Source organism: Mycobacterium sp. E1715, assembly GCF_001667625.1.
Classification (GTDB): domain Bacteria; phylum Actinomycetota; class Actinomycetes; order Mycobacteriales; family Mycobacteriaceae; genus Mycobacterium.
Genome location: NZ_LZJJ01000473.1, coordinates 1 through 15,053, shown reverse-complemented (window position 1 = coordinate 15,053; position 15,053 = coordinate 1). Strand labels below are relative to the sequence as shown.

The window sequence follows — 15,053 nt, the reverse complement described above, 5'->3', positions numbered from 1 at the left end:
GTGCGCCGCTGGCCCGCGCGCCTCGGCGCGGTCCTGGCCGTGGTCGGTCTCCTCGCGTCGCCCGCGGCGGCCGCCCAAGTCGACGGATTCGACCTGCAGGCCCACCGCGGCGGCCGAGGCGAGACCACCGAGGAGTCGCTGCGGGCCTTCGCGAAATCGCTCGAATTGGGCGTCAGCACACTCGAACTCGACATCAACATCACCCGAGACGGGCAACCGCTGGTGTGGCACGACCCGACGATCGACGCAGAGAAGTGCGCCGACACCGGCCCCGCGTTCGCCGGTGATCCGCAGTACCCCTACGTCGGAAAGTTGGTGCACGAGCTCACTGTGTCCCAGATCCGCACCCTGGACTGCGGACGCCGGCTGGCCGAGTTTCCCGACGCCGAGGTGGTGCGGGGCAACAAGATAGCCGTCCTACCGGAGGTGTTTGCGCTTGCCGATTCCTACCACGCCGCGGTTCGCTACAACATCGAGACGAAGGTGGCGGCCGACCACCCCGGGACTTCGGCCGAGCCCCAACAGTTCGTCGACGTGATACTGGCCGCCGTGCGCTCGGCCGGCAAGGTCGGCCAGGTGGAGATCCAGAGCTTCGACTGGCGGACCCTGCCGTTGGTTCGCCGGGCCGAGCCGTCGATCCCGTTGGTGGCGTTGTACAACGAAGAGACCTGGGCGCCCGGTTCGCCGTGGCCGGCGGGTGAGAACCCCGCCGCCATAGGTGACCCGATGGTCGGGGCGAAGCTGGTGGGCGCGGACATCGTCTCGCCCCGGTACCAGCTGGTCACCGGCGGGTCCTACGTCGATCGCGCGCATGCGCTTGGGCTGCAGGTGATCCCGTGGACGGTCGACGATGCGGCCACCATGCGCGAACTGATCGCCGACGGGGTCGACGGGCTCATCACCGACTACCCGACGCTGTTGCGCCGCGTGCTGACCGAACTCGGGATGCCGCTGCCGCCCGCCTACCACCGGACTTAGCGTCAGGGCGCCGCGTCCACCAGGGCGCCGGCGGGCGCGACCGGGGAATCGATGCCGGGCCGGCGCCCGCGGGCGGCGCGCCAGATCATGTTCGGGCGCAACAACCGCGTCGCGGGTTCGACCAGCGAGGTCACCCTGATGAACTGATTCAGCGCCGCGGTGTCGGTTTCGGCCGCCGTCAGGACCCGGTCGACGTACTTGTTGAACACCCGCGCGACCAGCGGTGGGGTGCCGTTGATTTCGGGCAGGGCAAGGTCGGGGTTGGTCGACAGCTGCCAGGCCTGGCGGATCGGCGCCGCCGCGGCGCGGAAGAAGCGCCGGGCCAGATCGTCGGTGCCGGCGGACAGGCAGTCGCGCAGCGCCAACGCCTCGAGCGCGGCGACCGTCATGCCCTGGCCGTAGACCGGGTTGAAGCTGCAGATCGCGTCGCCGATGACCAGCAGACCCTCGGGGAAGCGCCGCAGCTTGTCGTAGCGGCGCCATCGGCTGCACGGCGTCCGGTGGCGCACCGGATCCCCGATGGGTTCGGCGGCCCGCACCGCGGCGAGCAGGTGCGCCGGCGCGCAGTCCGCGACGAAATCACACATCTCGGCGAGGTCGAGCCCCGTGGGCTCGTGGCCGGCCACCCCCATCACGGTGAGCAGCCAGGTGTCGTCCTCGCAGTGCAGCAGCCCGCAACCCCTCGGCCTGCCCGGCACGATGCCGACGAGGAAGCCCAGCTCCCGCGGCGCCTCCGCCCTCATGCGCAGCGCTTGGCTCGCGTAGGTCAGCTGGACGTCGACGCGATCCTCACGCGGGCGCTCATACCCCAGGTGGTCCAGCCAGGTCGGGGTGCGGGCGGCACGCCCGGTGGCATCGACGACCAAGTCGGCGGGCAGCGTGATGGGCTCGCCGGTGCGCCCGCAGACCACCCGCACTCCGGTGACGCGGCGACGGTCCGGGGTCGACACCGGGCCGAGGATGAAGTGCTCGTCGAGCAGGGTGACGTTGGGAATCTCGCGCAGCCGGGTGCGGACGTGGTCTTCGAGGAAGGGCCGCGTCGCGCTGTAGGCGGTGAGCCCGGGGGCGCTGCCGCGCCGCGCCATCAGGTGCCCGCCGATGTCGTAGTAGAGCTCGGAGAGGTCATGGCCGTCGAAGTGGCGCGCGCCGTCGCTGACCATCTCGTCGAGGACGCCGGGGAACATCCCCTCGATCACCTGTGCTCCCCGGGCCAGCAGGGCGTGCAGGTGCCGGCCCTGCGGCACCCCGCGGCGAGGGGCGTGCGCGTCGGGCAGCGGGTCACGCTCCACGACCGTCACCGTGTCGAAGAAGTCGGCAAGCGATCGCGCGGCCAGCAAACCGGCCATGCTCGCCCCCAACACCACCGCGTGACTGCCGATCTTGGTCTTGATGTCGGACATGGCACTCCGCCTTTCTGACCGCTGGCTGACAAATGCCATGCTCACAGCGCTCGGCGGGCGCCGATAGCGTAGTCGGGTACGCGAGTTGGGATCGCCCGCCGGACACCGGCCGGTCGACGCGCACGCGAAACGGTGGCAATCCGGCCCGCGCGGTGCCGCCGCGCGGATATAGTCGCCGCGTGATCGGCGGCGACCAGCTGATTGGGCGCGACAGCGAGTTGGCAACCATTCGCCGCTTCCTGAGCGGGGCTGACCAGCACTCCGGGGTGCTGATCGCGGGCGCCGCCGGGCTGGGCAAGACTCGGTTGGCCCGCGAAGCGCTGCGGCGTGCCGGGGCATCGGGCGAACGCATCCAGTGGATCGTCGGCACCCAATCGGCCCAGTCGTTGCCACTCGGGGCGTTCATCGGCCTACTGGGCGAAGGCATGTCGGATCCGCTGACCAGCGTCCGGCGCGTGATCGAGTCGTTTGTCGCGCGGCAACGCCGCGGCCGAGTGGTGGTCGGAGTCGACGACGCGCACCTGCTGGATGGGTTGTCCGCGCTTGTGATTCACCAGCTGGCGCAGTCCGGCGGGGTCCGGCTGGTGGTCACGGTCCGCTCCGGCAGCGAAGAGCCCGATGCGGTGACGGCGCTGTGGAAGGACGGTTTGCTCCATCGCCTGGATCTGGAGCCACTTTCGGCCACGGCGACGCGCGAGGTGATCGAGCGCACGCTAGGCGGCCCGGTGGATGCGCGTTGTGCGGAGCGGTTCCGGCGGCTCACCGGGGGGAACACGCTGTTTCTTCGGCAGCTGCTGAGCGATCAGATGGCGGCCGGGCGGGTGCGGCAGGTGGCCGGGGTGTGGATGTGGGACGGCGACGTCGCGGTCTCGGCCAGCTTGTCCGACACGGTGGGACGCCAGCTTGGCCGCCTGAGCCCGCCGGTGGCGCTGGTGGTCGACACGCTGTCGCAATGTGAGCCGCTGCCCGTTGACGTGTTGTGCGACTTGGTGTCCCGCGAGGATTTGGTGGCGGCCGAAGCCATGGGCCTGGTGAACGTCGAACGCACCGCCGGCGGGCTGATGGCCCGGCTCGCGCACCCGCTGTTCGGTGAGCTTCGCCGCGCGGGCGCGGGCGAGATGTATCTGTCGAAGGTCCGCGGCCGCTTGGCGACCCGGCTGGCGCGCGACGGTGACGCAGACATGCAGGCCACGGTGCGCCGGGCGTTGCTGAGCCTCGAGTCGGATCTGGACCCGCAACCCGGGCTGTATCTGGAATCGGCGCGGCACGCGATGACACTGCTGGACCTGGAGTTGGCCGACCGGCTCGCCAACGCCGCGGCGCAGGCCGGGGCGCCGGGGGCGGCCGGCGTGCGGGCGATGAACCTGATCCTGCTCGGCCGCGGCGAGCAGGCCGAGGGCGCGTTGCGCGCGATCACCGAAAGCGATCCGCCGGATCGCCACTACTGGGCGACCCTGCGCGCGGCCAACCTGGTCTGGATGCTCGGCAGGCCGGCGGACGCCGCGGCGATTCTCGACGACCTGGCCGCGGCCGAGGAGACGCCGGCACAGGTCGCCGAGCGGTTGGCGGTGCAGGCGTGCCTGGATGCGGTCGCCGCGCGCTGCGGGGTCGCCGCCGAAAGGGCAAGGGCCGCATTGGATTCGGAACAGCTGCCGGACTTCCACGCGATGATGGCGTCGCTTGCGTTGATCATGGCCATGGGCGCGTTGGGGCAGGTCGACTGCCTGGCGATCGTGGCCGGGCAGGCGTTGCGCCGCGCGACGACGTCGTTCGAGGCGTCGCACATGCGGTTCTGGTTCGGCGCGGTGTACGGCCGGGCATGCCGGCTGACGGGCCGCATCGACGAATTCGTCGGCTTCGCAAAGGAGGTGGCCGACTCCGCGCGCGACATCCCGGGTCTGGCCTATGCGAACCTGGCCCTGCTGCTCGGAAATGCCGACCTGGCCCGCGGGGCGGTGGCCGACGCGGTGCGGCTGGTACACGAAGCGCTGGCCGGAGCCCAAATACACGCCACCACAAGTGGTTTGCGCCCGGCAAGCTACTTCGCGCTCGCCGAGGCGCACGGCAAGCTCGGGCACGCCGCGGAGGCGAACGATGCGGCCGCGGGGGCGCGATCGTGCGTGCCGGCCGACTACTTCTTCATGCATACCGGCTTGTCACTGGCCGACGGGTGGGCGCTGGCGACCGGCGGGCGCCTGGGCGAGGCCGTGGCGACGGCGCAGGCGGCCGCGCGAGTCGCCCGCGACCGCGGCCAGCCGACCCACGAACTGGCCTGCATACAGGCGGCGGCGCAGTGGGGTGACGCCTCGGGCGCCGCACGGGCCCGCGCGCTGGCCGACACGCTGGCGCTGCCGCTGGCCGATGCCATCGCTTCGCACGCCGAGGCCCTGCGGGCAGGGAACGGTGAGGGCCTCCTCGCGGTTTCGGCCGCCTACCGGGCGATCGGTGACCGGGCCGCGGCCGCCGACGCGGCGGCACAGGCCTCCGTCGCGTTCGTCGAAGGACAGCAGCACAAGCGCGGGCTTTATGCGTCGGCATTGGCCGGCGAGCTTGCCGAGGAGTGCGGCGGCTTGTGCACGCCGGCGTTGCGGACTCCGGCGGGTCTCAAACTCTCGGGTCGCCAGCGCGACGTCATCGAGCTGGTCGTGGCCGGCCTTTCCAACCGTCAGATCGCCGAGAAGTTGGTGATGTCGGTGCGCACCGTGGAGGGCCACGTCTACCGGGCCTGTCAGCGGGTTGGCGCCCAGTCCCGCGAGGAACTCGCGTCGATCATCCGATCGGGACCGGGGTCCGACTGACGGTATTCGAGTAGGCGACTACTCGTGCGCTTGGCGGAAACCGGTCATACCGTTGCGATCTCAACGAGAAAAGGAGAGCGCAATGAAGTACGTAGTGGCGTGGACATACCGCCTGAACGGCACCGCGGCCGAGAACGACGAAAGCCTGCGACGGGGCCTGGCCGCGTACTCGAAGTGGTCTCAACCGCAGACCACGACCTATCACCAGTTCGTCGGCCGCATCGACGGCGGCGGTGGATTCGCGGTGGTGGAATCCGACAATCCGGCCGACTTGGTCGAGACCACAAGCCAATTCGCCACGATCCTGGATTACCAGATCTATCCCGTTGTGGACATCGCCGAAGCCGCGCAGGCGCTGCAGCAGGGCGTGGAGTTCAGGGAGGCGATCGGCTAGGCGCCGAACACCCGCGCCGACGCCCACAGTGCGAGCACCGCGAGCACCAGGGACACCGGCACGGTACACACCCCGAGGCGGGTGTATTCGCCGACGCCGGCGTCGACGTCGTGCTGGCGAAGCACCCGCCGCCACAACAGGTTCGACAGCGAACCGACGTAGGTCAGGTTCGGTCCGATGTTGACCCCGAGCAGCACGGCCAGGATGGCGACCGGCCCGCTCGGCGCGACCAGTGGCAGCAGCACCAGGGTGGCGGGCAGGTTGTTGACCACGTTGGCCAGCACGGCGGCCACCGCCGCGATGGCGAGCAATGCCGGCAGCGTCGAACCGGACGGCAGCACCGCCGACATCGCCTTGTCCATGCCGTTGACCATCACCGCCCGCACGACCACGCCCAGCGCGAGCACGAACACCAGGAACGACACGTGGGCCGACCGCGCGATGTCGACCACCGAGGTATGCCGGCGGCTCAGGCTGCGCACCGCCAGCACCGCCGCGCCCGCGAGGGCGACCCAGGCCGGGTCCACGTCGACGGACTGGGCCACGGCGAACCCGGCCAGCGTCAGCCCCACGACCACCAGCACGAGCACCGGCGGCCGGGGCGCCGGCCCGGGTTGCTCCGGATGGGGCTGCACGCGCAGGTCGCCGGCGAAGAACCAGCGGAATACCGCGTAGAGCGTGACCACCACACCCACCCACGGCAACGCCATCAACAGCGTGAACCGGGTGAACGAAAGGTGGGCGGTGTGAAACGCCAACAAATTGGTCAGATTCGACACCGGCAGCAGCAGGGAGGCTCCGTTGGCCAGGTGCGCGGTGGCGTAGGCGTACGGGCGCACCGGGGTCCGCAGCCGACGGACGGCGGCCAGCACCACCGGGGTCAGCAAGACCACCGCCGTGTCCAGGCTCAGCACGGCGGTGATCAACGAGGCGATGACGAACACCCGCCGCAGCAGCCCCCCCGACCCGACGCTCCCGCGCGTGATCGCCGCACCGGCCGCCTCGAACAGGCCCTCGTCGTCGCACAGCTTGGCGAGCACCAGCACAGCGCCCAGGAACCCGACCACCCCGGAAAGCCCGGCCACCTCCTCGGCCGCCTGACGCACCGATATCGCGCCGACGGCGATCAGGATGAGGGCCGCGGGAACCGCCGCGACCGCCTCCGGCAGGCCCCGCGGGCGCACGACGGCGAAGGCCAGGACGGCAGCCAGCAGCACCAGCGCAAGGGTCAAGGTCAATGTATTGAACCCGTCTCAGGCCCAGGGGTTTTCGCGTCGCCACACGGTGGGCAGGTGCAGCCCGACACCATCCGCCGCGGCCAACTCGTCGAGGATGCGGACGGAGGAGTCCAGGTCGTCGCCCGCGTAGGGCAAGGCCCGCAGCGGTTTTGACAGCGGCCGGAAGAAATCGTCCCAGTGAATCATGATCACCCGGCGCGCCCCCACCGCGCGCACGGTCTCGGTCCAGTAGTCGGTCAAGTACGACCTGGGCTGTAGTCCCAACTGCCCGACCGACAGGTAGACGGCATCGGCGTGGTGACCGGCCAGCGCACCCTTGACGAATCCGGCGCTGCCCTGAATCAGCAACCGCCGGTCCGTCGGCCGGTGGTGGACCAACGTCGACCAGGACTCCCCGCAGCGGTAGGCGGACGCCTTGACCGGCGGGGTCAGCGGCGTGTCGATCGTGCCGGGAAAGCGGTCCGGCGGGCAATGATGGGACTCCACCAGGGTCACGTCGTACGCGCCCAACGTCATTGGCTCACCGCTGGTGGCGATCACGATACGGTCCTCGGGCAGCCCGTAGCCACGCCCGACGTTGGCCGCCGACCGCCCGCCCACCAGTCGCGCGCCGGTGCGGTCGGCGACGAGCGCGGAATCCAGCGCGTGATCGATGTGGGTGTGCACCGGGATGACCGCCTCCAGCGCTGACACGTTGGCCCGCGCCAGGCAGGCGTCCACGCGGGCGGCCGACGGCGCCACCTTGCCGGCGGCCACCCGGGCCAGGCTCGGCCGGGAGAAGTAGCCGTCGGTCAGCAGGGCCGACGAGCCGTCGTCGATCAGCAGCGTCGCCACGCCCAGCCACGTCGCCGATAGGGCCCCGGCTCTGGCGGGCGGCGCGTCGAACCGATCCGCATACCGCGCGATGTCGGGCCGACCGAGTTTGAGCCGCATCAGCTGAACGCCCCGATCTCGACGCCCGCGGCCTCCAGCCCGTCGCGCACGGCCTCCGCGATCTGCACCGCGCCGGGCGAATCGCCGTGCACGCAAACCGATTCCGCGGTGATCGTGACCGGGGTGCCGTCGATGGCGGTGACCCGGCCGGAGGTCACCATGCCGACCACGCGGTCGGCGATCGCCGCCGGGTCTGCAAGCACCGCGCCGGGTTCGCGGCGGGAAACCAACTGGCCGTCCGGCCGGTAGGCGCGGTCGGCGAACGCCTCGGCCACCGTGCGCAGACCGCGGAACGCGGCCTCGTCGAAGAACGCCGAACCCGCCATGCCCAGCACCGGCAGCGCCGGGTCAACCATCCGCACCGCCTCGGCGACCGCGGCCGCCTGGCCGCGGTCGGTCACAATCGTGTTGTACAGCGCGCCATGGGGTTTGACGTAGGACACGGCCGAGCCGGCCGCGCCGGCGAGCGCCTGCAGCGCGCCAATCTGATACGCCACGTCGGCGATCAGGTCCTCGGCGGCGACGTCGATGAAGCGCCTGCCGAACCCGGCCAGGTCGCGATAGCTCACCTGCGCCCCGATGCGGACGCCGCGCTCGGCGGCCGAGCGGCAGACCCGCAGCAGGCCGGCGGGGTCCCCGGCGTGAAACCCGCACGCCACGTTGGCGCTGGTGACGATCCCCAGCATCGCGTCGTCGTCACCCAGGCGCCAGACGCCGAAGCTTTCGCCCAGGTCGGCGTTGAGGTCGATACCGGCCACCCGTCCAGCTTATGGGGCGGCGCCGGCGCCACCCGGAGAGGCGGTCGCCTTTGCCGTCGCTACCGGGTGACGACCGCGGCCGCGATCTGCTGGGCGACGTCGACCGCGGCCGCCCCGGGCAGGAAGGACCCGCAGGCGGCCACGTCGATGACGATGTTGTTGCGCGCGGTGAGCGCGCGCTGGCACCGCCAGCCATCCGGGCTACCGACCTGCTCTTCCGACGTGCTCAGCGTGCCGCCCACCTTGTGGGAATCGGCCACCGCCCACGCGATCTCGGGCTGCCCCGGGGGACGGTCGACGAATCGGCGGTTGGCGCAGGCCGACCACCTCCGGACCGATGCGTCGTAGAACGCGTTGGCCTGCCTGGCCGTTGGGTAGGAGATCACGGCCTGGTTGACGGAGTCGTTGCGCACATTGGGGTCGTCATAGCTGTCGTCGAGTCGTTCGCCGCGCACCGCGGTCCAGCCGGTGTCCGCGTATACGGCCTGTTGGGCGGGCCCGGCCATGGCCAGGCAGCTCCTCTCGCTGAACGTCTGGCTGGAGTCCCACATGTCCTGCGTGCGATACCGGAGCCGCATTCCCGCACCCAGGATGTCGTTGACTTTGCCGTCGTCGAGCAGCAGCCCGTCCAGGGCGGTGACGGCCACCGGGGCCTGCGACAGCGGACCGCGGGTGTCCGCGGGCGCGGCGCTTCCGCCGACGACGGTGGTGCAGCCGGCCGTGAGGGCGCACAACGCCGCCTGCAGGACGATCGCGATTTGCCTACGCACCAGAGCCTTTCGGACGCGGGCCCGTCTGTGCCGACCAGCTTAGGCGGCGACCTCCTGTCGACGCCCCAGCGACCAGCAGACCAGGTAGATCAGGAAGGAAATCCCCGCGACGAAGACGGACACCGGTACGCCGGGCGCCAGCGACAGCACGATGCCGCCCACGGCGGAGACCTCGGCGAAGACGACCGAGGCCACCATCGCCGCCGCCGGCGAGGCCACCACCCGGGCGGCCGCCGCCGCCGGCGTGATCAGCAACGACATCACCAGCAGCGCACCCACGATCTGCACGGCCTGCGCGGCCACCACGCCGACCAGGGCGGCGAACACGATGCCCAGCGCCCGAACCGGCACGCCGCGGGCCGCCGCGACGTCGGGGTCGACGGTGGCGAACAACAGCGGGCGGTAGCACGTCGCGATGACGGCAAGGACGAGCAGGCAGACCAGGGCCAGCATGCCCAGCCCGGTGTAGCCGACGCCGACGATCTGCCCGGTGAGCAACGCGAAACTGGTCGCGGTCCGGCCCGGGTAGAGGTAGATGAACAGCACCGCCAGGCCCAGCCCGAAGGCCAGCACCACGCCGATGACCGAGTCGCGTTCGCGGGCCCGCCGGCCCAGCACGCCGAACAGCGCGGCCGCCAAAGCGCTGCCGACCAGGGCGCCCAGCCCCACCTCGACGCCGACCAGCAGCGCGAAAGCCGCTCCCGTCAACGACAGTTCGCTCGAGCCGTGCACGGCGAACGACATCTGCCGCATCACGATGAACGGCCCGATCAGCCCAGCCACCAGGCCAAGCAGCGCGGCGGCGAGCAGCGCCTGCTGGACGAAGTCGTGGCGCAGTAGGTGGGCGGTGACGTCGAAGTCGAGCAGGTGGGCCAGCACGCCGGTCAGCCGGTTATTCACCGTGGGCCCAGTCGGTCGTCTCGCCGACCACCACGTAGCGGTCCTTGACCTTGACCACCGCGATGTCGGCTCGGTAGAGCGTCGAGAGCGTCTCGGTGGTCATCACCTCGTCGACGGTGCCGATCCGGAACCGTCCGTCGACCAGATAAATCAGCCGGTCGACGTACGGCAGGATCGCGTTGAGGTCGTGGGTGACGACGATGACGGCGGTCCCGGCATCCCGGCGGCGACGGTCGATCAGCGCGGACACCAGTTTGGCGTTCGCCGGGTCCAGGGCCAGCAGCGGCTCGTCGCACAGCAGCAGCATCGGGTCGCTGACCAGCGCCTGCGCGACGCGGATCCGCTGCAGCTCGCCGCCGGACATCACGCCCACCCGGACGTCCGCCAAGTGTTCGGCGTTGACCTGTCGCAGCGCCTCGGCCACGGTCGCGCGGCGGCGGGCGCGGTCGGCGGATCTGCGCGGCATGCCGCCCCAACGATGCCCGTCGACGCCGAGCCGAACCAGGTCGCGTCCCCGAAGCATCACGTCGGAGTCCATCGGTCGGTGTTGCGGCACGTAGCCGACGCGTCCGCTGCCGGAGTGCATCGGCTCTCCGTCCACCAACGCGACACCGGCGGACAACGGCAGCTGCCCCAGCAGCACCTTCAGCAACGACGTCTTGCCGCTGCCGTTGGGGCCGAGGACGGCGATGAATTCGCCGGGTGACACGGACAGGTCGAGGTGGTCCCACAGCACCCGGTCGCCGAACGCCAGCCGCGCACCGCGCAGCGAGACGGTATCCGGTCGGCTGTCGACCGCGCGGACCGCGTCGAGGCTCACGGTTGCACTGACCGGCGCGATTGGAGCGCGGCCAGCAGCTGGTTGACCGTGTTGCGCTGCCACGTCAGGTAATCCGTGCCGTCGGGCAGGGTCTCGCTCACTTCGGTCACCGGCACGCCCGCGCGCCGCGCGGCGTCCCGCACGCCGTTGATCGCGGGGGTCGACGTCTGCGGGTTGACCAGCACCACCGACACCTGACGATGGTCGATCAGGTCGAGCACGAACGCCATGTCGGCAGGCGAGGGGTCCGTCTCGTTCTCGTTGGCCGCGGTGAAGGCGGCCGGTGTGCGGTTGACCAGACCGGACGCCTCCAGCAGGTAGTGGCCGACGGGTTCGGTCGCGATGACCCCCGTGCCGGGGTAGGCGCTGGCGATGGCGTGTTCGGAGATGGCGATCGCGTCGGCGCCGCGGCAGAAGCCCGCGGCGTTGGCCCGGTAGTCGGCGGCGTTGGCGGGATCGATGGCGGCCACACGGTCGGCGATCGCGAAGGCGACCGATTTGGCGACGTCGAGGTCGTAGAAGACGTGCTCGTTGGCCGGCTGCTCGGCCGAGTCCCTGTGGAACGAATAGGCGCCGATCGCTTTCACGCCGGGGTGGCCGGCGAGCACCTGGTCCACCCAGGGGTCATAACCGCCACCGTTGTACACCACCAGGGTGGCGTCGGTGATGGCCGCGGCGTCCGCGGGGCTGGCTTGATATGAGTGCGGGTCGGTGTCGCCCCCGGTCAGGATGGACTTCACCGCGAGGTGACGGCCGGTGACGGCGCTAGCCACGCTGCCCCAGACGCCGGTCGAGGCGACGATGGCGGCCGCCCGCGGGTGTGCCGGGCCGCCGCAGCCCGTGCCCGCGGCCAGCAGGATCAGCACGGCGGGCAGCCAGCGCAGCGCGCCGGCCACCGCGATTCGTCCCCGCGTCAGCGCCATGCGTGCGTCCGATGTCCTCTCGCCGGCCGGTCGGCCGACCCACAATACTAATGAAAATCGTTTCCATTACAAAGCGGCGAGTGGAAGCCGCTTAGGCGCGCATCCGGATTCGCTGTAGCGTCACCGATTGTGAGTCCCGCACCACGCCGGCGTGCGACTCTGGCGTCGTTGGCGGACGAACTGAAGGTTTCGCGCACCACGATCTCCAACGCCTTCAACCGGCCGGATCAACTCTCGGCCGACCTACGCGAACGCGTGCTCGCGACGGCCAAGCGGCTGGGGTACGCGGGTCCCGACCCGGTGGCGCGCTCGCTGCGCACCCGGAAGGCCGGCGCGGTCGGCCTCGTGATGGCCGAGCCGCTCACTTACTTCTTCAGCGATCCGGCGGCGCGGGACTTCGTCGCCGGAGTCGCGCAGTCCTGCGAAGAGCTGGGGCAGGGCCTGCTGCTGGTGGCCGTCGGGCCCGGCCGCAGCATGGAGGACGGGACGGGCGCCGTGCTCGGCGCCGGGGTGGACGGCTTCGTCGTGTATTCGGTGTGCGACGAGGACCCGTACCTTCAGGTCGTCCTGCAGCGCCGATTGCCGGTCGTGGTCGTCGACCAGCCGAAGGGGCTCTCCGGCGTGTCCCGGGTGGGGATCGACGATCGGGCGGCGATGCGTGAGTTGGCCGACTACGTGCTGGGGCTGGGGCACCGCGAGATCGGGCTGCTGACCATGCGGCTGGGCCGGGACCGCCGACAGGGTCTGGTGGATGCTGAGCGGTTGCGGTCACCGGCGTTCGACGTGCAGCGCGAACGCGTCATCGGCGTGTGGGAGGCGATGTCGGCCGCCGGTGTCGACCCCGATGCGCTGACCGTGGTGGAGAGCTACGAGCACCTGCCTGAGTCCGGGGGAACCGCCGCCAAGGTGGCCCTGGAGGCCAACCCCCGCATCACCGCGTTGATGTGCACGGCGGACATCTTGGCGCTCTCGGCCATGGATTACCTTCGCGCACATGGCATTTACGTCCCCGGGCAGATGACCGTCACCGGTTTCGACGGCGTGCCCGATGCGATCGGCCGGGGGTTGACGACGGTGGCCCAGCCGAGCCTGCAGAAGGGCCGCCGGGCGGGGGAGTTGCTGTTGCGTCCGCCGCGGTCGGGTCTGCCGGTCGTCGAGGTGCTGGACACGGAGTTGATCCGCGGCCGCACCGCCGGTCCGCCGGCTTAGCTAAGAGTCCTGATCCCCGATCAGCAACCGCACGGCCAGATCCAGCCGCTTGCTGACGTCGGTGGCCGAGGCCCGCCGGGTGAGCCAGGCGAGCAGGTTGGACAGCCACACGTCGGAGATCACCCGGGCGATGTGGTACTGGTCCTCGGTCGGTTCGCCGTCGGCCATCGCGCGGGCGAACATGGAGTCGATCAGCTTCTCGACCTGGTCGACCTCGCTGGCCGCCGACGCGTCGGCGAACACGTAGGCGCGCGTCATGGCCTCGGTGAGCAGCGGATTGCGCTGCATCGCGCGGTTGAGCTTGCCGACCATGAAGTTCAGCCGCTGAAACGGCGTTCCCCCGGCGACCGACGACCGGTCGGTCTTGGCGTCGATCCGGCTGAACTCCCGGCCCAGGGCCGACACCAGCAGGTGCACCTTCGACGGGAAATAGCGGTACAGCGTGCCCACCGCCACGTCGGCGCGGTCAGCGACGGCGCGCATCTGGACCGCCTCGTAGCCACCCTTCGACGCGATCGCCATGGTGGCGTCCAGGATCCGCTTGCGGCGCTCCCGCTGTGCTTCCGAGCCGAGTTCGGACTCCGCCAGTACCGCCACGTTCATCACCTCACGCGGCTGCGAGTCTGAACCGCGGCTCGCGTTGGCCCTCGAGTTGGCACTGGCTGGCATATCGCGGGTTGCTCCTGTTCCTGGCGGCTCGCTTGCAAACGATACGCATGCTGAGTGTGAATTTCCCACCTCCGTACCGCCGGGACAGCCGCGTGTGCTGCTGTGATGACGTTCGACTTGACGGTCGATCGCTGGCACTATTAGAACACGTTCTAGTCTGCGACGAGGCGGGTTGCGCAGCGACCCGAGCCGAGCAGGAGAATCGAGAGCTAGGGGTCGTAGGCCCCGAGTCATGTCGAGTCAACGGACGTGGAGGTCCCGAGGGTGGTAGCGACCGTCACAGACGAGCAGTTCGCCGCGCGCGCCCTGGTGCGCGACTGGGCCCGCAATTCGACGTCGGGGCCGGGCGGGACGACGGCGATCCGCGAGGTCGAGCAGGGCGACGCCGACGCGTGGCGCCCGGTCTTCGCCCGCCTTGCCGAGCTGGGCATCTTCGGCGTCGCGATCGCCGAGGAGCATGGCGGCGCCGACGGCAGCGTCGAGGACTTGTGCGCGATGGTCGAGGAGGCGGCCAAGGCGCTGGTTCCCGGCCCCGTCGCGACGACCGCGCTGGCGACGCTCGTCGTCACCGACCCCGAACTGCTGGCGGCGCTGGCCGCCGGCGAACGCTTCGCCGGGCTGGCGCTCGAGGGTGACGCCCAGTTCGACGGCCAGCGCGCCTCCGGCACCCTGCCGCTCGTGCTGGGCGCCGCCGACGGCGGCGTCCTCCTGCTGCCGGCCGGCGACGAGTGGCTCCTCGTCGACACCGAGAGCGACGGCGTGCAGGTCGAGCCGCTGGAGGCGACCGATTTCTCCCGCCCGTTGGCCAGGGTGGTGCTGACGTCGGCGCCGGCCGCCGTCGTGTCGGAGTCGCGTCGGCGCGTCGACGAACTGGCGGCCACCGTGCTGGCCGCCGAGGCGGCCGGCCTGACCCGCTGGGCGCTGGACACCGCCGTCGACTACGCCAAGGTCCGCGAGCAGTTCGGCAAGCCGATCGGCAGCTTCCAGGCCGTCAAGCACCTGTGCGCCGAGATGCTGTGCCGCGCAGAGCAGACCGAGGTGGCCGCCGCCGACGCCGCCCGCGCCGCGGCCGAGCCCGATCCGGACCAGTTCGCCATCGCGGCCGCGCTGGCCGCGAGCATCGGCATCGCGGCGGCCAAGGCCAACCTCAAGGACTGCATCCAGGTGCTCGGCGGCATCGGCTGCACCTGGGAGCACGACGCGCACCTGTACCTGCGGCGGGCGCACGCGATCGGCCGGTTCCTCGGCGGCGCCGAGCGCTGG

At 71.0% G+C, this 15,053-nt stretch carries 14 protein-coding genes; 5 read left to right on the top strand and 9 right to left on the bottom strand.

Annotated features, from left to right (window positions below):
* On the top strand, window positions 1-978 hold the full coding sequence (locus tag A9X03_RS23720; RefSeq protein WP_082954848.1) for a glycerophosphodiester phosphodiesterase: 978 nt from the start codon (window positions 1-3) through the stop codon (window positions 976-978).
* 2 nt (window positions 979-980) lie between these two features.
* Here A9X03_RS23720 and A9X03_RS23715 read toward each other — a convergent pair whose 3' ends face one another.
* Entirely contained in the window at window positions 981-2,378 is a 1,398-nt protein-coding gene (locus A9X03_RS23715; protein WP_067747804.1) for an NAD(P)/FAD-dependent oxidoreductase, read from the bottom strand.
* Window positions 2,379-2,557: 179 nt separating this feature from the next.
* Between A9X03_RS23715 and A9X03_RS23710 the strand changes: the two genes are divergently transcribed.
* Together A9X03_RS23710 and A9X03_RS23705 are read left to right on the top strand one after the other, a co-directional pair.
* On the top strand, window positions 2,558-5,176 hold the full coding sequence (locus A9X03_RS23710) for a LuxR C-terminal-related transcriptional regulator (protein WP_068263298.1): 2,619 nt from the start codon (window positions 2,558-2,560) through the stop codon (window positions 5,174-5,176).
* An 82-nt stretch (window positions 5,177-5,258) separates the two neighbouring features.
* Window positions 5,259-5,570: a DUF3303 domain-containing protein gene (locus tag A9X03_RS23705; protein ID WP_067279019.1), complete on the top strand. Its 312-nt coding sequence runs from the start codon at window positions 5,259-5,261 to the stop codon at window positions 5,568-5,570.
* Here A9X03_RS23705 and A9X03_RS23700 read toward each other — a convergent pair.
* Genes A9X03_RS23700 through A9X03_RS23670 form a run of 7 tightly spaced genes read right to left on the bottom strand, consistent with a single transcriptional unit; the run spans window position 5,567 to window position 11,912 of the window.
* Window positions 5,567-6,808, bottom strand: a complete 1,242-nt coding sequence (locus A9X03_RS23700; RefSeq protein ID WP_068263295.1) for an SLC13 family permease — start codon at window positions 6,806-6,808, stop codon at window positions 5,567-5,569. The two genes, A9X03_RS23705 and A9X03_RS23700, sit on opposite strands and share 4 nt — an antisense overlap.
* Window positions 6,809-6,823: 15 nt before the next feature.
* Window positions 6,824-7,741, bottom strand: a complete 918-nt coding sequence (locus tag A9X03_RS23695; RefSeq protein ID WP_067780556.1) for an MBL fold metallo-hydrolase — start codon at window positions 7,739-7,741, stop codon at window positions 6,824-6,826.
* Entirely contained in the window at window positions 7,741-8,499 is a 759-nt protein-coding gene (locus A9X03_RS23690; RefSeq protein WP_068263292.1) for a LamB/YcsF family protein, read from the bottom strand. Before A9X03_RS23690 ends, A9X03_RS23695 begins: the two co-directional genes overlap by 1 nt.
* A gap of 59 nt (window positions 8,500-8,558) precedes the next feature.
* Window positions 8,559-9,272, bottom strand: a complete 714-nt coding sequence (locus A9X03_RS23685; protein WP_068263287.1) for a sensor domain-containing protein — start codon at window positions 9,270-9,272, stop codon at window positions 8,559-8,561.
* A gap of 36 nt (window positions 9,273-9,308) precedes the next feature.
* A complete protein-coding gene (locus A9X03_RS23680) occupies window positions 9,309-10,169 on the bottom strand; it encodes a metal ABC transporter permease (protein WP_067747792.1) in 861 nt (286 codons plus the stop codon).
* Entirely contained in the window at window positions 10,162-10,989 is an 828-nt protein-coding gene (locus A9X03_RS23675) for a metal ABC transporter ATP-binding protein (protein WP_067747789.1), read from the bottom strand. Before A9X03_RS23675 ends, A9X03_RS23680 begins: the two co-directional genes overlap by 8 nt.
* Window positions 10,986-11,912 carry a metal ABC transporter solute-binding protein, Zn/Mn family gene (locus A9X03_RS23670; RefSeq protein WP_067747787.1) on the bottom strand — a complete coding sequence of 309 codons (927 nt, stop codon included), beginning with the start codon at window positions 11,910-11,912 and terminating at the stop codon, window positions 10,986-10,988. The genes A9X03_RS23675 and A9X03_RS23670 overlap by 4 nt, the downstream gene beginning before the upstream one ends.
* A 129-nt stretch (window positions 11,913-12,041) precedes the next feature.
* On the opposite strand from A9X03_RS23670, the gene A9X03_RS23665 reads away from it, so the two are divergent.
* The gene (locus A9X03_RS23665) at window positions 12,042-13,121 is read left to right on the top strand and encodes a LacI family DNA-binding transcriptional regulator (RefSeq protein WP_067747784.1); all 1,080 of its coding nucleotides are present in this window, start codon (window positions 12,042-12,044) and stop codon (window positions 13,119-13,121) included.
* Here the strand turns inward: A9X03_RS23665 and kstR are convergent, their stop codons facing one another.
* Entirely contained in the window at window positions 13,122-13,718 is a 597-nt protein-coding gene (kstR, locus tag A9X03_RS23660) for a cholesterol catabolism transcriptional regulator KstR (protein ID WP_067279200.1), read from the bottom strand.
* Between the two features lie 336 nt (window positions 13,719-14,054).
* Here kstR and A9X03_RS23655 point away from each other — a divergent pair.
* Window positions 14,055-15,053, top strand: a 999-nt coding sequence (locus tag A9X03_RS23655; protein ID WP_197696136.1) for an acyl-CoA dehydrogenase family protein, incomplete at its 3' end; no start/stop codon positions are given.